18 protein-coding genes and 1 pseudogene are annotated in these 22,391 nt (G+C 31.6%); 5 read left to right on the plus strand and 14 right to left on the minus strand.

The features are described from left to right. The first annotated feature begins 18 nt into the window (after nucleotides 1-18). Nucleotides 19-985, plus strand: a pseudogene (locus ACVC08_RS11075) (IS110 family transposase). Nucleotides 986-1,029: 44 nt separating this feature from the next. Here the strand turns inward: ACVC08_RS11075 and ACVC08_RS11080 are convergent. The 6 genes from ACVC08_RS11080 to ACVC08_RS11105 form a co-directional block, all read right to left on the minus strand. Next, on the minus strand, nucleotides 1,030-1,872 hold the full coding sequence (locus ACVC08_RS11080) for a PD-(D/E)XK nuclease domain-containing protein (protein WP_452602076.1): 843 nt from the start codon (nucleotides 1,870-1,872) through the stop codon (nucleotides 1,030-1,032). Between the two features lie 344 nt (nucleotides 1,873-2,216). Next, a complete protein-coding gene (locus ACVC08_RS11085; protein ID WP_452602077.1) occupies nucleotides 2,217-2,831 on the minus strand; it encodes a hypothetical protein in 615 nt (204 codons plus the stop codon). 2 nt (nucleotides 2,832-2,833) lie between these two features. After that, nucleotides 2,834-5,881, minus strand: a complete 3,048-nt coding sequence (locus tag ACVC08_RS11090) for an HsdM family class I SAM-dependent methyltransferase (RefSeq protein ID WP_452602078.1) — start codon at nucleotides 5,879-5,881, stop codon at nucleotides 2,834-2,836. Between the two features lie 565 nt (nucleotides 5,882-6,446). After that, nucleotides 6,447-7,700, minus strand: coding sequence for a methionine adenosyltransferase (metK, locus tag ACVC08_RS11095; protein WP_452596865.1), 1,254 nt, complete (start codon nucleotides 7,698-7,700; stop codon nucleotides 6,447-6,449). Between the two features lie 301 nt (nucleotides 7,701-8,001). Next, nucleotides 8,002-8,400 carry a hypothetical protein gene (locus tag ACVC08_RS11100; RefSeq protein WP_452596866.1) on the minus strand — a complete coding sequence of 133 codons (399 nt, stop codon included), beginning with the start codon at nucleotides 8,398-8,400 and terminating at the stop codon, nucleotides 8,002-8,004. Nucleotides 8,401-8,507: 107 nt separating this feature from the next. Further along, nucleotides 8,508-9,743, minus strand: coding sequence for a 3-deoxy-D-manno-octulosonic acid transferase (locus ACVC08_RS11105; protein ID WP_452602079.1), 1,236 nt, complete (start codon nucleotides 9,741-9,743; stop codon nucleotides 8,508-8,510). 71 nt (nucleotides 9,744-9,814) lie between these two features. Between ACVC08_RS11105 and ACVC08_RS11110 the strand changes: the two genes are divergently transcribed. From ACVC08_RS11110 to ACVC08_RS11125, 4 genes are all read left to right on the plus strand, one after another. Beyond that, entirely contained in the window at nucleotides 9,815-10,972 is a 1,158-nt protein-coding gene (locus tag ACVC08_RS11110) for a DegT/DnrJ/EryC1/StrS family aminotransferase (protein WP_452602080.1), read from the plus strand. A gap of 196 nt (nucleotides 10,973-11,168) precedes the next feature. Beyond that, nucleotides 11,169-12,179: a UDP-glucose 4-epimerase GalE gene (gene galE / locus ACVC08_RS11115; protein WP_452602081.1), complete on the plus strand. Its 1,011-nt coding sequence runs from the start codon at nucleotides 11,169-11,171 to the stop codon at nucleotides 12,177-12,179. A gap of 4 nt (nucleotides 12,180-12,183) precedes the next feature. Continuing rightward, nucleotides 12,184-13,461 carry an amidohydrolase family protein gene (locus tag ACVC08_RS11120; RefSeq protein WP_452602082.1) on the plus strand — a complete coding sequence of 426 codons (1,278 nt, stop codon included), beginning with the start codon at nucleotides 12,184-12,186 and terminating at the stop codon, nucleotides 13,459-13,461. Between the two features lie 166 nt (nucleotides 13,462-13,627). Then, complete coding sequence (locus ACVC08_RS11125; RefSeq protein ID WP_452596871.1) at nucleotides 13,628-13,819, plus strand: hypothetical protein; 192 nt, start codon at nucleotides 13,628-13,630, stop codon at nucleotides 13,817-13,819. Between the two features lie 68 nt (nucleotides 13,820-13,887). On the opposite strand, the gene lspA is transcribed toward ACVC08_RS11125, so the two are convergent. The 8 genes from lspA to ACVC08_RS11165 all read right to left on the minus strand — a co-directional run bounded on the left by lspA (nucleotide 13,888) and on the right by ACVC08_RS11165 (nucleotide 22,384). After that, nucleotides 13,888-14,388 carry a signal peptidase II gene (gene lspA, locus ACVC08_RS11130; RefSeq protein ID WP_452596872.1) on the minus strand — a complete coding sequence of 167 codons (501 nt, stop codon included), beginning with the start codon at nucleotides 14,386-14,388 and terminating at the stop codon, nucleotides 13,888-13,890. Next, nucleotides 14,388-15,281 carry an ACP S-malonyltransferase gene (gene fabD / locus ACVC08_RS11135; RefSeq protein WP_452596873.1) on the minus strand — a complete coding sequence of 298 codons (894 nt, stop codon included), beginning with the start codon at nucleotides 15,279-15,281 and terminating at the stop codon, nucleotides 14,388-14,390. The genes lspA and fabD overlap by 1 nt, the downstream gene beginning before the upstream one ends. 88 nt (nucleotides 15,282-15,369) lie before the next feature. Continuing rightward, nucleotides 15,370-16,926 (minus strand): NAD(P)/FAD-dependent oxidoreductase, encoded by a 1,557-nt coding sequence (locus tag ACVC08_RS11140; RefSeq protein ID WP_452602083.1) that lies wholly within the window; start codon nucleotides 16,924-16,926, stop codon nucleotides 15,370-15,372. 66 nt (nucleotides 16,927-16,992) lie between these two features. After that, on the minus strand, nucleotides 16,993-17,739 hold the full coding sequence (locus tag ACVC08_RS11145; protein ID WP_452602084.1) for a class I SAM-dependent methyltransferase: 747 nt from the start codon (nucleotides 17,737-17,739) through the stop codon (nucleotides 16,993-16,995). Between the two features lie 12 nt (nucleotides 17,740-17,751). Beyond that, on the minus strand, nucleotides 17,752-18,660 hold the full coding sequence (locus tag ACVC08_RS11150; protein ID WP_452596876.1) for a dihydrofolate reductase: 909 nt from the start codon (nucleotides 18,658-18,660) through the stop codon (nucleotides 17,752-17,754). 56 nt (nucleotides 18,661-18,716) lie between these two features. After that, the gene (locus ACVC08_RS11155) at nucleotides 18,717-19,586 is read right to left on the minus strand and encodes an energy transducer TonB (RefSeq protein WP_452602085.1); all 870 of its coding nucleotides are present in this window, start codon (nucleotides 19,584-19,586) and stop codon (nucleotides 18,717-18,719) included. A 104-nt stretch (nucleotides 19,587-19,690) separates the two neighbouring features. After that, on the minus strand, nucleotides 19,691-20,515 hold the full coding sequence (locus ACVC08_RS11160; protein ID WP_452596878.1) for a thymidylate synthase: 825 nt from the start codon (nucleotides 20,513-20,515) through the stop codon (nucleotides 19,691-19,693). A gap of 150 nt (nucleotides 20,516-20,665) precedes the next feature. Further along, the gene (locus ACVC08_RS11165) at nucleotides 20,666-22,384 is read right to left on the minus strand and encodes a nucleoside transporter C-terminal domain-containing protein (protein ID WP_452602086.1); all 1,719 of its coding nucleotides are present in this window, start codon (nucleotides 22,382-22,384) and stop codon (nucleotides 20,666-20,668) included. Nucleotides 22,385-22,391 lie beyond the last annotated feature (7 nt).

Consider the following 22,391-nt stretch of genomic DNA (forward strand, 5'->3'; position numbering starts at 1 on the left):
TTCCAAAATTCAGTTCTTATGATTAAAGATAGAAAAATTTATGGTATTGACATTAGTAAATCTGTATTTGATATTTACAGTAAATCTAAAGGTCATGTTGAATTAAAAAATGATGAATCTGGTTTTAAACAACTTTTAAAAGGTTTACCAAAAAAGGCATTAGTAGTTATGGAAGCTACTGGTTATTATCATTATCGCTTGGCTCAATTTTTATATAAAAATGGAGTTGTAGTTTCGGTTGTAAATCCTTTAAGTGTTAAGCGATTTATCCAGATGAAATTAGCAAAAGTAAAAACCGATAAGAGTGATGCAAAAGCAATTTGTGAGTATGGTACAATAAACGAAGTGCCACTTTATAATGCCTCAACAGATATTCAGGCAGAATGTTTACAGTTGTTTAGATTACTGGATAGTTATGTAAAAAAGAGCACAGCAACGAAAAATAAACTATATGGTGAAAATATTTTAGGTATTCCATCAAAAAACAGTTTATCGTTCTTTAAAAAGAAATTTATATCACTTAAAAAAAGAGATAAAATTATTAGAAGATAGATTGTTAGAATTAGTAAAACAAGACCAACCACATCAATTAACATTATTACAAACTATTCCAGGAATAGGAATAAAAATAGCATTGTTTCTAATAGTTGTAACCGATGGTTTTAAGAAGTTTGAAACGGCTTCACAGCTTTGTAGTTATGTAGGTGTAACACCAACAATTAGAGAGTCAGGAAGTAGTGTTAGAGGACGAAGTCGTATTAGTAAAGTAGGAAATAAAAAACTTAGAAATTTAGTGTCTTTAGCAGCGTTTTTAGCTTATAAATATAACAAAGCTTGCAAAGCATTATTTGACAGAATAGTTGCTAAAGGCAAGAGTAAAAAACTAGCATTAATAGCAGTAGCAAATAAGTTATTAAAACAAGCTTTTGCTATTGCAAAAAGTGGATTACCTTATGATGAAAACTTTGTTTCAAGATTAGCTTAAAATTGCTTGTTTTTTAACTCAGTTCTTTGTTGTAAAACGTTTTTCTACATTGCCATAATTGACCAATTATTTGGAAACTGTTTTTCCATTACCGCTTCTTTAAAAGCTTGTGGAATTAAATCAGCTTTATTTTCGAAGTATACTACAGCAAAGAAAAACTTATAGATTGGGTCTCCAACATAATTATCGGCATCAGTCTTTATTTCGTCTAAATAATCCTCAATATTATGTCCTGAACGAATAAACTTATATTCAACTGCGGTGCTTAATTCTGGAACTAATATATCTGGGTTATAAGTTTTAAATTTATGAATGAACCTTGCCTTTTTTAAACTTCTCGTTGAAGGATAAACTATTTCAGTAATCCATTTTACTGGTTTATAAATCGATGCCTCATTTGAGATTTTTGTTTTCGTTCTTGCAATTATTGATGTAGTATTTTCTAAAATCAATTTTAGTTTGTTTACCTCAAAGTCTTTCGGTGCTTCATAATCAAATTCACGAAAAGCCGATAAAAATTCACGGAATTCATCGTGGATTATCATTGAAGGTTCGTCATCCATATAAAGTGGACCTCGGTCTTTGCGTACTTCTGTTTCGTTATCAATGATTTTACCAAATCGTTCCGTGAACATTTGATAATATCTCGGGACTTTTTTGTATTCAAGAAAAAGACATATTTTATAATATAATTTTCGAGTTCCATAAAAAAGCCAAGTTTTTTTATCCTCTTCCTCATAATCTATATGCGAAACTCCAGGTGGTGGTGGTTCAAAATCAAATTCTCCTGGTAAAACATAAACTTCAAAAAAAGCGGATTCGAGTTTATGTAATTGAGTTCGGATTTGCTTGACTAAAAATTCTATTTCTTTTTCCTCTTTATTCAATGATTATCGGTGTTTTCTTAAATGTTTTACAACGGTCTTGTGTATGAAACGTAGCGTATAAATAAACGCTGATTTTTCGGATTATACACGAGCCGAATTTTTAATTTTTATGTTTAATTTTCTTTTCTAAATATAACCAAATTAAAAATTTGGCGTACTTTGTAAATATACACAAACCTCTCGAAAAGCCTTTAATAGCTATGTTTTATACACGTTGTTACCTGCTGGCTTTTATTCCGCAAACTGGCTAGCGTTGGCAAAGACATACTCTTTTGCAATTTTGGGTTTGTGTGTTGGCTGGTGCGAATTGCAAATGTGTATGGCTTTCAGCGTTGGCTATATTCCTAATTAGACATATTGGTAAAGTCGAATATCAAATGTTTTAAAACTCCAATTTCAGTATGTTCAGATTCAAAATATTCTTTATGTAAATCATTCTTTTTTGAATTCAGAGTTTGAGTATTTCGTTTATCTTTAATTAACAATTTATTAATACCCTTTACAGTTCCATTTACACTACCTTGAAGTAAGTAGCCTAACATACAGCCAGAAGGATATTTCTTAGAAGTAAACCTGTCCATTCCATCATTTATGTAGCTTCTCTTAAGTCGAGCATCATTTTCTTTTAATCGTTTAGCTTCAAAAAAGTATTTAAATTCTAGTCTCGAAGTTATACTAGACATTTTCAAATCTACACGTGGTAGTTTATCTGCAAAACCTTTCTTTTTCTCTACATCTTTTGATAAATGTTCTTCTCTGGTTGCAAATATGCTAAACTCAAGTCTTTTAGGGTTACTGTCTAATTTTTCAAATAATACTTGTGAGATATCATTCTCGTCCATATTTAATTTTATAATTTTCTCATTTAACGAAAAATAATAAGACTCTATAATTAGACTGAAACATTTAAATTCAAATGCATTCCTGAATTTTTCTTGAATAATCGTATTTAATGCCATAATTAATTCTCGTTTAAAATTTCAAGAATTAATTCTGAAGCATCTTCTAATGCCATCGATTGCGACCAAAATCTTTGTTGATTTGGTCTAATAATATAAATATCATTCCCTGTTTTATAGTTAAGTTTTTTTCTAAAAAAGATATTGGTGGCTTTTTCTTCCCATAAGTGTTTATCGAGTTTTTTTAATTCCTCATCAATAAATTCATTTGATTGAAAAGTTTTGTTTTTCTTTTCATTAAAAGAAATTTTAATCATCATTAAAGGACTAAATCTATTGATAGAATTAAAAATTGTCGTATTTGCAAATAAATTTTGACCCTCAAGAAAATTATTTAATTCATTAGAAATTAATGTGCTAAACATTTTTACTTGCTCTTGACGTGCGGGAAATAATGCTTTTGATTTTTCCTGTTTATGGAATAAATCAATATTATTTAGTAAATGTTGAATAGTAAATCGGTCATACTCTGATAAATCACTTAAAATAATATTATTTAATTCGTCTTCAATTGTTCTGTTAACTAAATAAAATTCTTTGTCGTAAAGCTTATTATCAAATAGTTTTACTATCTGATTTCTGCTTTTTTTATTTAATTTATCTATTAAAAAAGGGGCTTCGAATAATTCTTTATGTTTAACGACATCTCTTTCTATTCCCCAACTAGATGTTGTTAAAAAAGAAAAGTAGCGTATGAAGTCAGAATTTAAATAGACAGTTAACAATTTTAATAAATCAATATCGTCATCCTTTGAATAAATACCAACAATCCCTTTAGAATAAGCACTTTTATAATCAACAAAAGAAGCTAGTAATGTTAAATTGCCATTATGAACTTTTACGCCTTCGTTTAATAGAATATGTTCTTTTTGATATGCTTCGGTTTTTCCTAATCTGTGAAATGCATCTAAATTAATTCTTTTATCAGGTTTAGGTGTATAGTATTTTACTATATTTCTTGGAAAATGAATAGGAAGTTTTTTTATTTCAGTATTGGGTTTATTTCTAGGACTGCTCGTTTGAAATCCTACGCCATAACTAATATTTTCTTTTTCAAGAAAATCCTTGATTAATGGGTTATCTCGATTTAACCGTTTTACTAATTCCCAATCATTCATTCCTCCCCACATTGTGATTTTCCAAATTTTAGTGTCGGGTTTTTGACATTCCTCTCTTGGTAAATATTTTAAATCTGAAAAATCTATATTTAGGCCTTCAATAATATTTGACTTGATGTAGGTTTTAGGCGCATAATAAGCGATTTTATCAGAAGGATTGATAGGTTGCTCTTTTTGATAAAATACAATGCTTATAGGTCCAGTTGCATCTCCAAATAATTGACCACCAAAATTTTTCTTTGCATTACGAAGTATCGAAAAATTATATACTTTTTCTACATAACAATCATTAAATAGCCATTTCCTGAAATTCTGATAAGTTCCTCCTCGATTAGTTAAAACTTTAGTGTTGAATATTAGTGCTATTTCTCCTTTCGGTGAGAACTTTGTGGATTTATGTAAAAATGGTAAAACCATTTCTTGAGCAAAATCAAATTTTTTGCAATAGTTTTTTACAGATTCAAGCAAACCTTTAGTTCCAAACGGTGGATTTCCGACTACTAGATTAAACTCTATGTTTTCTATTTCTTCGTTTGTCTCTACAGTATCTCTACAAAATAAATTTCTACCTTGTACTTTTAATGATTTATCTTTTGGATTATTAATGAGATTTGGTAAGCTATGATTTTTATTTTGCCATATATTTTTTGGATTAAGATTATCAACTAAAGCTAAGTATAAACTAAAAGCAGCAACTTTAATCGCTTGTGGATGTAATTCAATTCCAAAAATATTATCAATAAGTAGTTTTTTTAATTTATTAAAATCGGTTAGTTTTTCATTATGAGAATTCTCATAACGCTTTACTAATCGTTTAAAGCTTTCTACTAAAAAAATTCCAGAGCCACACGAAGGGTCTAAAATCTTTATATTATAATTAGTTTCTGCTTTATTAACTGGTAGTTTCTCATTTAAAATAAATTCAACTAAAGAAGGTGGTGTGTAATATGTTCCTGTTTTTTTCTTTAATTCAGGGTCAGTTTTAAATAAAAAGTTTTCATAGATTTCACTTAACAATTCTATTTGTATGATGCTAAAATCAAATAGTCTCCAATCCTCAAATAGATTTTTTTGCGGTGTGTTATCATAACCATTAGTAAAACATTTTTTAATCAATTGAAGTTGATTGATAGATATGTTTTCTCCATCTTCTAAAGTAAAAACGTTACCATTAAAATGTTCTTCTAATTTATCGAATAAATCATAAGTTGAGTTTACATCATTCAGAATGTCAAAATAGGATTTTGCTCCCTTTTTAATTTTGGAATAAAATTTCTCATCTGTAGCCTCTCTATCTTCTAAATATAACAGAAACAAAGAACGAAGAATAATTTTATGAATAAAATTAATTTCAAGTCCTTGTTGTTCCAATTGTTTAGCTGTGTTAACTAAACTATCTACTAAATACTTATCTACTCTGCGTTGTAAGTTTATTTTATTTCTAATAAACTGAGCTTCTTCTAAAGTCCAGATAATTCCTGTATCAATTGCAATAGTTGAAAAAAGTTGATTAAGCTCTTGAATTTGTTCTTTGTCAGAAAATTTATAAGACTTTATTTCAATGTTCTGTAGTTCTTTATCATAATCAAAATCATCTTTAGTGATGATAATAGGTTTTTCAGAACAGTTATAAATACGAATTTCTGTTTCAGAGTAAACGTATAGAAATAGTACTTTTTTGAAGTTCCAAGCTTTTTTGTGAGTGTTTACAATTTCTTTTAATGAATCTGTATCGAATGAGTTTATTTTTTTTAAAAATATAGCAGGAAAGCTATTGTCGTTTTCATCGGTATTAAAATAAACTGCATCTATGCCAAATTCCTTTGCTTGGTTCAAGACAATAGATTTACTTTCGGACAGCTTCTTGCCTTTCGAAGTAGTAGAAAAGGCTTTGTTTAAGCCAATTAAATCTATTGTTTTTTGTCCGTTCATTAATGTTTTCTATGGTCTTTTCTCGTTTTTCGTAAAATACGAATTTATTAACCTACAAAGTTAATCTTTTTGAAAAAAAATATAGTCAAATTAATTCGAATCTAGTAAAGAAATTTTCATCAGATGGTGTTGGAAAAAGGCAAGCTCTTTTTATTTTTTGAGGCACGAAAAAAAATGAAATGTGCTTGACTGTGCGTAGGCTTTTCAGCTTGCAGGTAACTAGTGTATATACGCAAGTTATAAATAATTATAGATATTATAAGGGGTAAGCGCTTATAATTTGTAAATAATTAGAAGTTTAAACAAAAATGTATATAAGTATGTTTTAAAGAAAAAAATAATTAAGAGCTATTATATAGTACTTATAATAATACATAGTTTATGTGTTATTTCTGGCTTTAGGAAAGGTGAATAGTTAATCTGTAATTTTAAATTAACAGGTTATGAAGATGTAAAACTACTTATATACACAAAAAAAGAGAGTTTTATTAAATTATAAATAGTGAGTAAAAAAAGACCTTTCTAAATGAAAGGTCTTTTTAAAAATGTATAATTATAAGAAGGTTTATAAACCAAATTCGGCTTTAACCTTATCAACGTAATCTAATTTTTCCCATGTAAATAACTCTACGTCCATAGTTTTAGGAGCGCCATTAGGTTGTGTAAACGTTTTAGAAACCGTTTCGTTTTGTCTTCCCATGTGCCCATAAGCAGCAGTTTCGCTATACATAGGACTACGCAGTTTTAAACGCGACTCTATAGCAGCAGGACGCATATCGAAAATTTTAGCAATTTTCTCAGCAATCTCACCATCGGTCATATTAAACGGACAAGTACCATAAGTATCTACAAAAATTCCCATAGGCTCTACAACACCAATAGCATAAGATACCTGTACTAAAATTTCGTCACAAACACCAGCAGCCACTAAGTTTTTAGCAACATGGCGTGTAGCATAAGCCGCACTTCTATCTACCTTACTAGGATCTTTTCCAGAAAAAGCGCCACCACCATGTGCTCCTTTACCACCATAAGTATCTACAATAATTTTACGTCCAGTTAATCCAGTATCGCCATGAGGCCCACCAATAACAAACTTTCCTGTAGGGTTTATGTGGTATTTAATATCGTCGTTAAATAACGCCTTTAAATGCTCGGGTAATTTAGCAACAACACGAGGAATTAAAATTTCTACAATGTCTTTTCTAATTTTAGAAAGCATAGCTTCATCTGTATCAAAATCGTCATGCTGTGTAGAGACTACTATTGCTTCAATACGTTGTGGTACATTATCATCGCTATATTCTATAGTTACTTGACTTTTAGAATCTGGCCTTAAATAAGTAATATCTTTGTTTTCTCTACGTAACTCTGCAAGCTCAATAAGTATATTATGCGACAAATCTAAAGCCAAAGGCATGTAGTTTTCTGTTTCTTTAGTCGCATAACCAAACATCATACCTTGATCTCCAGCCCCTTGTTCTTCTTTAGTTTCTCTATCAACACCACGGTTTATATCGTCCGATTGTTCGTGGATAGCGCTAAAAACACCACAAGAATTACCATCAAACATGTATTCGCTTTTAGTGTAGCCAATTTTGTTTATAGTATCTCTAGCAATTTTTTGTACATCTAAATAGGTTTGCGATTTAACCTCCCCGGCCAATACAACTTGTCCAGTAGTAACTAACGTTTCGCAAGCGACTTTAGAGTTCGCATCGAACGCTAAAAAGTTATCAATTAAAGCATCACTAATTTGATCTGCTACTTTATCTGGGTGTCCTTCAGAAACACTTTCTGAGGTGAATAAATATGCCATTCTTTTAAAATTATTTTAGTCAGAGGATTTGACGAAAACGTCGAAGGAAGTTTACACTGCCTTTAGCATTTTTTAATCTCGAACGCTATTCGAAACTGTTTCTTAATACCTTAGAAACTAGAGGTTGCAATCAGTCAAATCCTTCCTCTTTATATTATATGGATGCAAAAATACGTATAATATTAAAACTACAAATAACATTATTGCTAAAAATTTAAACAGAAGAATTAACGTTGTTGTATAGAGACAAAAAAGCCTTTGCGTTAACAAAGGCTTTTCTATAATTATAGAGAGTAAAAAACTATTCCTTTTTTAAACCGTCTATTTTTTTCTTAGCATCGTCAACAGCTTTGTCAGCTTTCTCAGCCGCTTTATCTGCAGCATCAACAGCAGAATCTTTAACATCTTTAGCAGCATCTTCTACAGCATCAACAGCTTTGTCAGCAGCTTCTTTAGTAGCGTCTATTGCGTCACCAGCAGCATCGGTTGCAGCATCTACAGCATTTTCTGTAGCTTCAGCAGCGTTATCTACTGCTTCTCCAGTAGCTTCAACAGCGTCCTCAACAGCGTCTCCAGCAGATTCAGCAGCGTTTTCTATCGCATCTCCAGCAGAATCTGTGTTTTCTTTTACGTCTCTACAAGAAGTGAATGATACACTTAGTGCTAATAATAAAGCAGCACTTAATAATAATTTTTTCATTGGTTTAAGTTTTTAATGAGCGGTAAATTTAACATTTTGTAAATTAAAAACAGCTCTTTTTTTTAACAGTTTTTAACATATTGTCGGTAAAAGACAAATATTACAGCTTAAATACGTAAAAAATTAAGAATTTGGATCACGGCACCTTTATTTTTTTCAATATAAAGCTGGTTTTGTTTACCATAAAGTATGCGCTTTTCGGTATCATTAATAAATGAAGTTAAAGCTTTATTAAGTTCCTCTTGGTTAGTAATAGAGAGCATGCCATTATTATTTATCATGTCTTGAGCCTCAGGAAACTTTTTATGATTAGCACCAATAATTATAGGAACCCCAAAAACGGCTGCTTCTAAAGTATTGTGTAACCCTGTATTGCCCATAGCGCCGCCAACGTATGCAATATCTGCATAATTATACACTTTACTAAGTAAACCAATGGTATCTAAAATAAAAACTTGATACTTGCTTAAATCTTTACCCTCCTTTTCCGTAAATAGAATACAAGGCTTATTAATACTATCATTTAAATGATTAATTTGATTTGCTTTAATATTATGAGGCGCAATAATAAACTTAGTATTTGATTGAGCTTCAGTATTAATGTAATTAATTAATAACTTTTCATCTTCAGGCCAAGAACTACCAATAACAACACATAAATGATCTTGTTTAAAATTATTAATAAAATCTATAGTGTTATTTTGTTGTAATTGGCTAGTAACTCTATCAAAACGAGTGTCGCCAGATACCGTAGTAGAAGTGTAGTTTATACGTTCTAAAAGTAATTTAGAATTTTCATTTTGAGTAAAAATATGATGAAAAGCAAATAAGGCCTCACGTGTTTGTTTGCCGTACCATTTAAAAAACGATTGGTTGGCTCTAAAAGTTGCCGAAATTAAAATAGCCTTTAATGTTCTATGCTTTAATTCTTTTAAAAAGTTTGGCCAAATATCATACTTTACAAACACGGTTAATTCTGGGTTTACTAGATTTAAATAACGCTTTGCGTTAGTAGGTGTATCTAGTGGCAAGTAAATAACAATATCTGCAATAGGCGAGTTTTTACGTATTAGGTAACCAGAAGGAGAGAAAAAAGATAACACAATTTTATAATCGGGGTACTCTTGCCTTAAAGCTTTAAAAACAGGTAAACCTTGTTCGTATTCTCCAAGAGATGCGCAATGAAACCATAATGTTTTATCGGTTTTAGAAAGCCCAGCTTCTAAAACTTTAAACGTGTTAGAACGCCCTATAATACCTAGCTTAATTTTTGTATTAAAAAAAGAAATGATTTTTAGTATAAAACCAGTCAAATAAATCCCAAAAGTGTAGAGTGTGTTCAAATTTAAAAACGTTTGTGCTAAAATACATAATTCATTGTTTAACAATAATGAATTTTGTAATTTCGCATAGTATGAAAAAAATTCAAATGGTTGACCTTAAAGGTCAGTATACAGGTATAAAAGATGTTGTAAACGAGTCTATACAAGAAGTTTTAGAAACTACAGCATTTGTAAATGGACCAAAGGTTCATCAATTTCAAAAGAATCTAGAAGATTATTTAGGAGTAAAACATGTTATTCCATGTGCCAATGGTACAGATGCATTGCAAATAGCAATGATGGGATTAGGATTAAAACCAGGAGACGAGGTTATTACTGCCGATTTTACCTTTGCAGCAACAGTAGAAGTTATAGCCTTGCTAAACCTAACACCTGTGTTAGTAGATGTAGATGCCGAAACATTTAATATAGATGTAGACGCAATAAAAAAAGCAATAACGCCAAAAACAAAAGCCATTGTGCCGGTACATTTATTTGGGCAATGTGCTAATATGGAAGCTATAATGGCAATAGCAAAAGAACATAACCTGTATGTTATAGAAGATAATGCCCAAGGTATAGGTGCAAAATATAAGTATAGTAATGGAGACGAGGTTATGTCTGGAACAATAGGGCATGTGGCATCAACATCATTCTTTCCATCAAAAAACTTAGGTTGCTACGGAGACGGAGGCGCTATATTTACAAACGACGACGATTTAGCACATATCATTAGAGGTATTGTAAATCATGGGATGTACATACGTTACCATCACGATGTGGTGGGTGTAAACTCTCGCTTAGACTCTATACAGGCAGCAGTTTTAGATGCAAAGCTACCACATTTAGATAGTTATAATAAAGCAAGAAGACGCGCAGCAGTTAAATACAATGCCGCTTTTGCTAACCATACGAACATTATAACCCCAAAAAAAGTAAATAACTGCGAAGGCATTTGCGATACTTGTAATTGTCACGTATTTCATCAATACACATTAAAAATAAAAGGAAAAGACAGAGACGCCTTAGCAAAACACTTAAACGAACAAGGCATTCCTTGTGGTGTATATTATCCAATTCCTTTACACAAACAAAAAGCCTATTTAGATACTCGTTATAAAGAAGAAGATTTTAAAGTAACAAATCAATTAGTAAAAGAAGTGATTTCGTTGCCAATGCATACCGAATTAGACGATGAGCAAATCGACTTTATAACTAAAACGGTCATTAATTTTATAGATAATAATTAGGGCGAGCCTTTTGCAGAAAAAGCAAAAGTCAGGCTGTCCACTGTATCTTTTTAATCACTTTTTTGTTTTACCACAAAAAAAAGTGATTAAAAAGGATGCCGTTACCATCCCTCTCGCAAAACCAAGACAAATTTATCTATTTAAGAAATTGTTTGTCGCATAAATAAGTAATAAACACATCTAGCTTTAGAGCATAATGAAAATATTAGTAACAGGAGGATTAGGTTTTATAGGTTCGCATACAGTTGTGGAACTTCAAAACTCAGGATTCGAAGTAATTATAATAGATAACCTTTCAAACGCCTCTATAACAGTTCTGGAAAATATTACAGCTATCACAGAACAAGCCCCTAGTTTTGTTAAGTTAGATTTAAAAGAAAAAGAAAAGGTACAAGACTTTTTTAAAACGCATCAAGACATTAAAGGTGTTATTCATTTTGCTGCAAGTAAGGCCGTTGGCGAGAGCGTAGAAAGCCCTTTAATGTATTACGAAAATAATATTAATACATTAGTGTATCTATTACAAGAACTAAAAAAAATAGAACAATCTAATTTTATTTTTAGTTCATCATGTACTGTATATGGCCAAGCAGATGAGATGCCTATAACAGAAAATGCGCCAATAAAACCAGCAGAATCACCATACGGGAATACTAAAAAAATTGGCGAGAATATAATAGAAGACGTCTGTAAAATTAATCCAGATTTTAAAGCCATAGCATTACGTTATTTTAATCCAATAGGTGCGCATCAATCTGCAAAAATAGGAGAGCTACCAATAGGTGTACCACAAAATTTGGTACCCTATATTACACAAACTGGGCGCGGTATTAGAAAAGAATTGTCTGTCTTTGGAAACGATTACCCTACACCAGATGGTACCTGTATTAGAGACTATATACATGTAGTAGATTTGGCAAAAGCACATGTGGTAGCTTTACAACGCTTGCTACATGATAAAAACGAAACCAATTATGAAGTTTTTAACTTAGGAACAGGAACAGGAAGTTCTGTATTAGAAGTTATAGACTCTTTTGAGCGTGTTTCAAATAAAAAATTAAACTATAAAATAGTAGAGCGCCGTAAAGGAGATGTAATTACTGCTTATGCCGATACTACTAAAGCTAATACCGTTTTAGGTTGGACAGCAAAATCTACATTAGATGATGCCATGCGTTCCGCCTGGAATTGGCAACAAAAACTATAAGCCTATGAAACGTTTTATTTTACTATTAGTACTATTGCTTTGCATAACCATTAATGCACAAGATACTTATCTGTATTGTGGGACATTAATAAACACAGAAAAAGGAACTATAGAGCATAACAAAACTATAGTCGTTTCTGGTAACAAAATTATAGCAATTAATAAAGGCTATACACAACCAAAGGATGCTAGTACAATAATAGTAGATTTAAAATCTAAAACAGTAATGCCTGGCCTTATAGATATGCATGTACATTTAGAAGGCGAAAGTAATCCAAAAAAATATTTAGAAAAATACACACTAGATGATGCAGATATTGCATTTAACTCAACCGTTTTTGCAAAAGAAACATTGTATTCTGGTTTTACAACAGTAAGAGATTTAGGAGGCAGTGGTGTTAATATCTCTTTAAGAGATGCTATTAATGCAGGAAAAGTAGAAGGCCCCAGAATATTTACAGCAGGAAAATCTCTAGCAACAACAGGAGGTCATGCAGACCCAACAAACGGTAATAGAAAAGATTTGGTAGGAGATCCTGGGCCAAAAGAAGGCGTGGTTAATAGTGTAGAAGATGCCAAAAAAGCTGTGCGACAACGCTATAAAAATGGAGCAGATTGTATAAAGATAACAGCAACAGGAGGAGTTTTAAGTGTTGCAAAAAGTGGAAGTAACCCACAATTTACCCTAGAAGAAATAAAAGCTATTTGCGAAACAGCAAAAGACTACGGAATGCATGTTGCTGCGCATGCACATGGAGACGAAGGCATGCAACGTGCTATTTTAGGAGGTGTAAAAACAATAGAACATGGTACTTATATGAGTAATGAAACCATGGAGCTAATGAAAAAACATGATGCTTATTTAGTGCCAACCATAACAGCAGGGAAAGAAGTAGAGGAGAAGGCAAAAATTAAAGGGTTTTACCCAGACATTATAGTTCCTAAAGCATTAGCAGTAGGACCAAAAATTCAAGGAACTTTTGGAAAAGCTTATAAAAAAGGAGTGGGAATAGCTTTTGGTACAGATGCAGGTGTTTTTAAACATGGCAATAATGGTAAAGAATTTGGTTACATGATGGAAGCTGGGATGCCAGCAATAGAAACAATACAAAGTGCAACAATAACAAACGCTAAACTATTAGGTATGGAAAACGAAATAGGTCAACTAAAAGTAGGGTTTATTGCAGATATTGTTGCCACAGATGATAATCCATTAAAAAATATAAAAACAATGGAAACTGTCGTTTTTGTCATGAAAGAAGGAAAAATTTATAAAAATTAAATTAGCTGTCTCATAATTTTTAACCCTTATCATTAGTAAATATGTAACAATAACACAATTGTATTGTTATAATCACATTCAAAATATTGATTAACAATAGCTTAACGTTTAGTTTTTGGCATTAGTTATTTATCTTGCTTTCTTTGTAGCTAATGCAATAGATATTATGAAACTGATAAAAATTAAAAGAAAAACCAAACAAGAAAACAGATTTGCTCCTAAAATGGGTAGACTAAACGCAAAAGTAACGTATGTTAAAAAACTATTTTTAGGCATGCCTATTAAAACACTTCACAAGTATAGAGAAACGTATTACGGAGAAGTTAAAGACTGTAAAGATTGTATTTTAGCTAGATAGAAATAATAAAAAACCTCGATTTTAAATCGAGGTTTTTTATTATAATATGTTGTCTAAATCTTGTGTAATTATTCAGTTACTTGAGTTTTCTTTTTTCTATTTTTAAAACTAGAAAGTAATAAGCAGCCCATTCCAACCATTACAGAAACATCTGCAAGATTAAAAATTCCTGTTCTAAAAACACCACCTAAATCTATATGTAAAAAATCGGTGACAGAGCCATAGAGTATTCTATCGTATACATTGGCAACACCACCACCTACAATACAAGCAAAGCCTATAACAGAAGCTCTATCTAAAGCTTTATTTCTAAAAAGGTGAATGAGTACAAAACCTAAAACTACAATAGGTAAAACATTAAGCAATATTATTTTTAATACAGGGCTAAAGTCTCCTCCTAAACCTAGAAAAGCACCATCGTTTTCTACATTATGTAACGATAAATATTGTCCTAAAAGCTCTGTTCTGCTTCCAGCAACAACATCTGCTCTAACCCAAATTTTAGACACTTGATCTAGTACAATATTTAAAATAATAAGGAAACTTATAAAAAGTGATCTAGAACTCATTAAGAATTACTTTGAAACGTTGCTGAAGCTGTTTGCGCTTCTCTATTTATTTTTCTTACTAAACCTTGTAATACTTTACCAGGACCAACTTCGGTAAACGAGTTAGCGCCATCAGCTATCATTTGTTGTACAGATTGTGTCCAGCGTACAGGAGCAGTTAATTGAGAGATTAAATTAGCTTTAATTTCAGATTCATCTATAATAGCATTTGCCGTTACATTTTGATAAATTGGGCAATTTGGTTTGCTAAACGTAGTGTTTTCAATAGCAGCCGCTAATTCTTCTCTTGCTGGTTCCATCATTGGTGAATGGAAAGCGCCACCAACTGGTAATACTAATGCACGACGAGCACCTTCTGCTTTTAATGTTTCGCAAGCAGCATTAATAGCTTCTATTTCTCCCGAAATGACTAACTGCCCTGGGCAATTATAGTTTGCAGCAACAACAATACCATCTGTAGTAGCACATACTTTTTCTACGATATCATCATCTAAACCTAAAACGGCAGCCATAGTACTAGGTTGCATTTCGCATGCTTTTTGCATAGCTAAAGCACGTTGCGATACTAATTTTAAACCATCCTCAAAGGTTAAAGCTCCATTAGCAACTAATGCAGAAAATTCCCCTAGAGAGTGTCCAGCAACCATATCTGGTTTAAAAGAGTTTCCTAGCGTTTTTGCTAATATTACAGAGTGTAAAAATATTGCAGGTTGTGTTACCTTAGTTTCTTTTAAGGCCTCAGCAGAACCTTCAAACATGATATCTGTGATGTGAAATCCTAAAATTTCATTAGCGTCTTCAAATAAATGTTGAGCTTCTGGAGAATTCTCGTATAAGTCTAAGCCCATTCCTGAGAATTGAGCACCTTGGCCTGGAAATATATATGCGTTCATTAATTTTTAATTTAGTGCTGCAAAAATAGGAATAATATTTTTATAGACTAAAGATTATATTACTGAAAGTCTTTAAGGTAGATGAATGTTAGATCCCTTTAATAGCCGCTTCTGCACAACGTTCGCCATCCATAGCAGCCGAAATAATGCCACCTGCATAACCGCCACCTTCTCCGCAAGGGAATAAATTTGAAATTTGTGGGTGCTCTAAAGTGTCCGTTCTTGGAATATTTACAGGAGAAGAGGTTCTAGATTCTACACCTATTATGTTAGCTTCTTCTGTGTAATAGCCTTTCATTTTTTTACCAAAAGCGGCGAATCCTTTTCGTAATCGCCCACCAATTAATTTAGGTAGTAACGAATGCATTGGCGCAGATTTTAAGCCAGATTGGTAAGATGTTTCGTTTAAATCGTTAGACAGTCTGCCTTCTACAAAATCGGTTAATCTCTGGGCTGGCGCTACTTGACTTCTACCTCCAGCGGTAAATGCTAAACGCTCTAAATCTTTTTGGAACTCTAAACCTTTTAATTCGCCAAATTGCTCATATTTTTTTAAATCTTTTTCTGCATTAATTTCTACTACAATTCCCGAATTTGCAAATTTGTTATTTCTTCGAGAAGGAGACATGCCGTTTACAACAACTTCTCCATTGGCTGTAGCTGCTGGTACAATAAAACCACCAGGACACATACAGAAAGAATACACACCACGCTCGTTTACTTGTTGTACCAAACTATATGCTGCTGCGGGTAATAACTCATGGCGCGCTCCAGAACAATGGTATTGTATAGAATCTATAATATGTTGTGGATGTTCTACACGAACCCCCATAGCAAACGACTTAGATTTTATAGCAATTTCTTTATTTTTTAATAAATAGAAAATATCTCTTGCAGAATGGCCTGTAGCTAGTATAACACGTTCTGTATCTAACTCATTTCCATTTTGAAGAATCATAGATTTTATAGAATTATCTTTTATATTAAAATCTACAACGCGCGTCTCAAAATGAACTTCGCCACCATATTTTATAATATTTTCACGGATATTCTGAATGATTTTAGGAAGTTTGTTCGTTCCAATGTGTGGATGCGCATCTATTAAAATTTGCTCAGTGGCTCCGTGGTATACAAGGTTTTCGAAAATTCTACGAACGTCACCACGTTTTAAACTGCGAGTGTATAATTTTCCGTCGCTATACGTTCCTGCTCCACCTTCTCCAAAACAGTAATTGGAATCTTCGTTTACAAAATGATCTTGGTTTATTGCTTTTAAATCTCTACGGCGGTCTTGTACATTTTTTCCACGTTCTAAAACAATAGGTTTATATCCTAATTCTATGCAGCGTAATGCCGCATACATACCTGCTGGGCCAAAACCTACAATATGTATTGGTTTGGCTTTAGAAACATCTTTATAATCAAATTGGTATTCGGATTGTTTTGGTAAAGCTTCTTTTATATATACAGCAACCTTGTAGTTAAGTATAATTTTAGGTTTACGTGCATCTATAGATTTACGTAATACTTTTATTCCTGTAATAGCTTCTTTAGGAATATCTAAATGATATGCTGCCTTAATTAATAATATATCGCTACGTTCTTCGTCTTTTAGTGTAATACGAAGTTGAATCTCTTTTACCATAGCACAAAATTAGGGAAAATTAGGCGGTTTATATTATTATACTTTAGCGTAGTTTTTCTAGTCGTTTTACTTTCTAAATAAACGAACAACTGGTTTTAAAAAAGACAATGAGTTTTTTATAAAATGTATAGAGTGTTTGTAGGCTATATTATATAATTTTAATTGACTTTGGTGTACTTGAAGCTGAGCAGAACGTTTTTTGGCTAACATAATAATCAATGCTAAACCTCCCCACATTTGTCTATTTAAATTATCTGGTGCAAATACACCTGAAATAAAATCTAATTCAACATAATGTACATGTTTATTCTCATTGTAATTGTATAATTTCATTCCTTTTCTACATCTAGGGTTAAAACTATCGTGTAATAAAATATGTAAACTCTTTAATGGTTTATAGTTTAATAAATTTTTAATATCTGTGGCAACACCTTCAGTACTATGGTCTCCATCTATTAAAGCAAACTCTATAGAGTCTCCTTTAGCTTGTAAATCTTGTATTAATTTGGGGACTAGTATTTTAGAGTCTCCTATTAAAAATTCAACATTAGAGAATTTTGAACCTAAACGTTCTACTATTGTAGAGTCGGTATCTATAGCATAAACTTTTTCAGAATATTTACTTATTACTTGTAAACTTCCGCCATTATATGTGCCAATTTCTATTGAAATTTTAGGTTTTACATGTTGTAAAACATGAATAAAACCATAACGTTCGTTTCTAGTCATTGACCAATCTAACGGAAAATCATTTTCAGTAAACGCTGGTGTGTTAGTATCTGATGTTGTTAATTTGTTTTTGTAATTAACCATTAGTATAGAATCTTATCTTCTTTTGTAAGTTAAAAAAGAAAAGACATGTTTGTGATCTTTGTCTTTTGTATGGAAAGTATTTGCAATTTCCTCCCAAATATTTTCATCGATCTCTGGAAAAAAAGTATCGGCTTCAAAACTTTCATGTACACGAGTTAACTCTATAGAGTCTGCTATAGACATAGCTTGTTTATATATTTCCCCACCACCAATAATATATGGCCTTTCATCATTTTTAGCAACTTTTAATGCAGCTTCCAAAGAGTCAACAGTAATAACACCTTCAGGTACTTTGTAATCACTTTGTCTAGTAATAACTACGTGTGTTCTATTTGGTAAAGGTTTGGGGAAACTTTCAAATGTTTTACGGCCCATAATAATATGGTGTCCAGATGTTAAGGCTTTAAAGCGTTTAAGGTCGTCTTTTAAATGCCAAATAAGTTTATTGTCTTTACCAATAGCATTATTTTCAGCTGCTGCTACGATTATGGTAACGTTCTGCATTTTTGTGTTTAGTTCGTTATTGTAGACTTCTGTCTTTGCAATATGAATATCCTCTTTTTTTAATTGTGTTTTTAGCTTCTCTATGCGTACTTTTTGTTTTGCTACTAATTTATCTAATTGTGCTTTTTCCCAATCTTTCCCCATGAATTTATGAGTAATAAAAACATTAAAAATATGATATAAAAGAAAAAACAACCAGAGAAGTATGGCAAATACAAACCATTCTGTACCAAAGAATGTTACAGTGTCTCCAATACCTAAAAGCGTATTTGCGAGAACTAAAAAGAGTGCTCCAATTAAAAAAATAACAAAATGAACGTATAAGCGTTTTTTTTGCTTAATACGACGTTGTGCATTTTGAATGAGTTCTAATTGCTCTTGATCTATTTGTGGTTTTACTTTTTTCTTCCCGAACATAAATTATATATATAATGTAAATTTAATGTTTTTAAAAATAAAGCAATAATTAGAAATCAAAAATAAATAGTCATTAGTATTCCCATAGGAACATTAACAGGTTTTCCATCTTTATATGCAGGTTTCTTTAATTTAGGAAGTCGTTTTAAAACCTTTATAGCTTCTTTGGCTATTTCTTTATTGTAAGCTTTCGCTGTAATTTTTTCAACCTTTCCTTTTTTATTAATTATAAAATTAACTTGAAACTTAGTCGTTTTAGCTTGCGGTAACACTTTGCTTGCTAATTCGCCATCGAAGCTAAGTTGTACAAAGTTATTTATTTTTTGTGTTGTACATTTCTTAATATCTGCATTAGTAAGTTCATCTTCGCAACCTTTATAGACAGGGTAGGTGTCTGGTTTTGTAGTTATTTCAATGCTATTTTTTTTGTTACTTTTACTCTGCTTTTCAACCATAAATTGAATAGGTAGGTAATATGGTACAATAACGGCTTTCCCTTTTTGCATACCTGGTTTTTTTAACTTCGGAATTAATTTTAAAACACGAATGGCTTCTGCTTCTAATTTAGGGTGTGGTCCACGTATTTTTATAGCTGTAATTTCTCCATTAGTATCTATTTTAAAAAAACAGGAGATTTTAGCTTTGCCTGGTTTTAAACCTAGATCCTTAGCGATATCGATATTAAAGTTTTTAGAGACAATAAACTTAATATTCTCATTCATGCATTTTTTTAACCCGTCGTTATCCAATCTTTCGTCACAACCTTTAAATAAGGGAACACGTTCAATTTCCTCTAAAGTTTTTTCTTCAGTATCGTTTGTATTTAGTTCTTGCGTTTCAATAGGTTTGTTGTCTTCTGGAGATTGTTCTTGAGTAAAAGCTGTTAAGCTTAATAAGTACAAGATAGAGGATAATAATAACTTCATAAATGGTATACTATATAGTTTAAATAGGGGGAGCTATGTATTGAAAAGGCCTTTCTTTTGTAGTAAAAGAAAAGCCTTTTAATTATTTGTAAAAGTACAAAAGCTTAAACTGCTACTGCACCTTTAATATGTGGATGTGGATTATAATTTTCTAGCGTAAAATCTTCAAATTTAAAATCTAAGATATCTTTTACTTCTGGGTTAATTTTCATTGTTGGTAATGGACGTGGTTCGCGAGATAATTGCAGTTCTAATTGTTCAAAATGATTACTGTATATGTGTGCATCTCCAAAAGTGTGTATAAAATCTCCTGCTTCGTAACCGCAAACTTGTGCCATCATCATCGTTAATAAGGCGTAAGATGCAATATTAAATGGAACGCCTAAAAAAATGTCTGCACTACGTTGGTATAACTGACATGATAATTTACCATCTGCTACATAAAACTGAAAAAAAGCATGGCATGGTGGTAAGGCAGCCTTACCATTAGCTACATTCTCGCTAAATGATTTTGAAGTATCTGGTAATACCGAAGGATTCCATGCAGAGACTAACATGCGTCTGCTATTTGGATTTGTTTTAAGTGTTTCAATAACATCTTTAAGCTGATCTATGTCATCGCTATTCCAGTTACGCCATTGGTGTCCGTAAACAGGGCCTAAGTCTCCATTTTCATCGGCCCAACTGTTCCATATTTTCACACCATTTTCAGTAAGGTAATTAATATTTGTATCCCCTTTTATAAACCAAAGGAGTTCGTAAATAATAGATTTTAAATGTAACTTTTTTGTTGTTACCATAGGAAAACCTTTACTAAGGTCAAATCGCATTTGGTGTCCAAATACACTTTTTGTTCCTGTTCCTGTTCTATCTCCTTTTTCGTTTCCGTTTTCTAAAACGTGTTTTACTAAATCGTGATACTGCTTCATAAACACTTCCCATGGTATGGGAGTCTCATTAAATTAAACGCTTATTTTTCAGGGTTAAAAATAAAAAAATAAGGATTGAATTTAATAAACTCAATCCTTTATAATATTAAAAGTTATTAACTAAGTTAACCTTTACTGTATATCTTTTGTTTAGCCAATAATCATTCCTGCAATTGTTGCAGAGATAAGTGATGCTATTGTTCCGCCTATTAAAGCTTTTAATCCAAATTTAGATAATACTTTTCGTTGCCCTGGTGCTAACGACCCAATACCTCCAATTTGTATTCCTATAGATGCAAAGTTTGCAAATCCGCAAAGCATATAGGTTGCCATAATTATAGATTTGTTATAAGTAAGATGCGTTGCGCTTGCTATATTTTTAAGTTCTGCTAATTGTATGTATCCTATAAATTCACTAGCTGCTAATTTTATACCTAATAATTGGCCCATTAAAGCCATGTCTTCTTTTGCTACACCCATTAACCACATTAAAGGTGCAAAAACATAACCAAGAATTAATTCTAGAGATAAGCTTTGATATGGTGTGTTTGCAGCAACCCAAGTATTTAGTGTAGAGACATTACCAACCCAGCCTAAAATACCATTAACCATGGCTATAAATGCAACAAACACAAGTAACATTGCACCCACGTTTACAGCTAATCTTAAACCTTCTGTTGTTCCGTTAGCAATAGCATCTAATATATTTGAGCCAATTTTTTCTTGAGAAACTGTAACGTCGGTATCGATTTTCTCAGTTTGTGGGTATAATATTTTTGAAATAACAATTGCACCTGGTGCTGCCATTACTGAAGCTGCTAATAAGTGTTTTGCGAATTGTAATCTTAATATAGGGTCATCTCCTCCTAGAAAACCTATGTATGCTGCTAAAACGGCTCCGGCTACTGTTGCCATTCCGCCAATCATAACTAGAAGAATTTCAGACTTATTCATTTTTTCTAAATAAGCTTTAATAAGTAGTGGTGCTTCTGTTTGTCCTAAAAATATATTTCCAGCTACACTTAAACTTTCTGCTCCAGAAATTCCTAAAACTTTAGATAGTAACCAAGCCATCGCTTTTACTATTTTTTGTATTATACCTAAGTAAAATAAAACAGATGTTAAGGCAGAGAAAAATAAAATAGTTGGTAATACTTGAAATGCAAATATAAATCCGTAGGAACTAACATCCATAATATCTCCAAAAAGGAAAATACTACCTGCTCTAGTATATTCTAATAAATCAATGAATTTTTGGCCTATAAATTCAAATACTTTTTGAATAAATCCTACTTTTAAAACACCAATAGCAATTATTAATTGAAATGCTAAACCAATACCGACAGTTTTCCAATTAATACCTTTTCTGTTACTACTAAACAAAAAGGCTATAAAAATTAAAGAAAGCATCCCTATAATACCTCTCCATAAACTATTAAATGAAAAGCCTTGACTAGGTATAATTGCATTATTTTCTGTAGTAGATACAAGAACTGCTTCTTCTGTATTTATGTCTTTTGGAGTAGAAAAAGAATACTTAATATTCTTTTCTTTAAAGACTAAAGTAGAGTCTGTAAATTCTGTGATTTTATATCTACGAATAGTATCGTTTGGTGTATTGTAATAAAATACTAACAGATTATTTTGAAAAATATAATCTCCTGATGCTTTTAAATTATCTTTGGCTTCTAGCGAATAGTTAAACTCTCCATTTTTTAATTCTAAAATATCGTTTTCGCTAACTGAAAATAAAGTGTTTCCTATTTCATTTTGAATATTTTCAAACTGCCATGATTTATTAATGTCCTGAGCAGAAAGCGCATGTATTCCAAAAAAGATAGCTGCAATAGCTAAAATAAAATTTTTCATAATTGTT

The organism is Pontimicrobium sp. MEBiC06410, from assembly GCF_053601615.1.

Excerpts from the sequence above, each read along its gene's own strand:
- ACVC08_RS11085 (WP_452602077.1), bottom strand. The coding sequence starts at position 2,831 with ATGGCATTAAATACGATTATTCAAGAAAAATTCAGGAATGCATTTGAA.
- ACVC08_RS11090 (WP_452602078.1), bottom strand. The coding sequence starts at position 5,881 with ATGAACGGACAAAAAACAATAGATTTAATTGGCTTAAACAAAGCCTTT.
- metK (WP_452596865.1), bottom strand. The coding sequence starts at position 7,700 with ATGGCATATTTATTCACCTCAGAAAGTGTTTCTGAAGGACACCCAGAT.
- ACVC08_RS11100 (WP_452596866.1), bottom strand. The coding sequence starts at position 8,400 with ATGAAAAAATTATTATTAAGTGCTGCTTTATTATTAGCACTAAGTGTA.
- ACVC08_RS11110 (WP_452602080.1), top strand. The coding sequence starts at position 9,815 with ATGAAAAAAATTCAAATGGTTGACCTTAAAGGTCAGTATACAGGTATA.
- galE (WP_452602081.1), top strand. The coding sequence starts at position 11,169 with ATGAAAATATTAGTAACAGGAGGATTAGGTTTTATAGGTTCGCATACA.
- ACVC08_RS11120 (WP_452602082.1), top strand. The coding sequence starts at position 12,184 with ATGAAACGTTTTATTTTACTATTAGTACTATTGCTTTGCATAACCATT.
- ACVC08_RS11125 (WP_452596871.1), top strand. The coding sequence starts at position 13,628 with ATGAAACTGATAAAAATTAAAAGAAAAACCAAACAAGAAAACAGATTT.
- lspA (WP_452596872.1), bottom strand. The coding sequence starts at position 14,388 with ATGAGTTCTAGATCACTTTTTATAAGTTTCCTTATTATTTTAAATATT.
- fabD (WP_452596873.1), bottom strand. The coding sequence starts at position 15,281 with ATGAACGCATATATATTTCCAGGCCAAGGTGCTCAATTCTCAGGAATG.
- ACVC08_RS11140 (WP_452602083.1), bottom strand. The coding sequence starts at position 16,926 with ATGGTAAAAGAGATTCAACTTCGTATTACACTAAAAGACGAAGAACGT.
- ACVC08_RS11145 (WP_452602084.1), bottom strand. The coding sequence starts at position 17,739 with ATGGTTAATTACAAAAACAAATTAACAACATCAGATACTAACACACCA.
- ACVC08_RS11150 (WP_452596876.1), bottom strand. The coding sequence starts at position 18,660 with ATGTTCGGGAAGAAAAAAGTAAAACCACAAATAGATCAAGAGCAATTA.
- ACVC08_RS11155 (WP_452602085.1), bottom strand. The coding sequence starts at position 19,586 with ATGAAGTTATTATTATCCTCTATCTTGTACTTATTAAGCTTAACAGCT.
- ACVC08_RS11160 (WP_452596878.1), bottom strand. The coding sequence starts at position 20,515 with ATGAAGCAGTATCACGATTTAGTAAAACACGTTTTAGAAAACGGAAAC.
- ACVC08_RS11165 (WP_452602086.1), bottom strand. The coding sequence starts at position 22,384 with ATGAAAAATTTTATTTTAGCTATTGCAGCTATCTTTTTTGGAATACAT.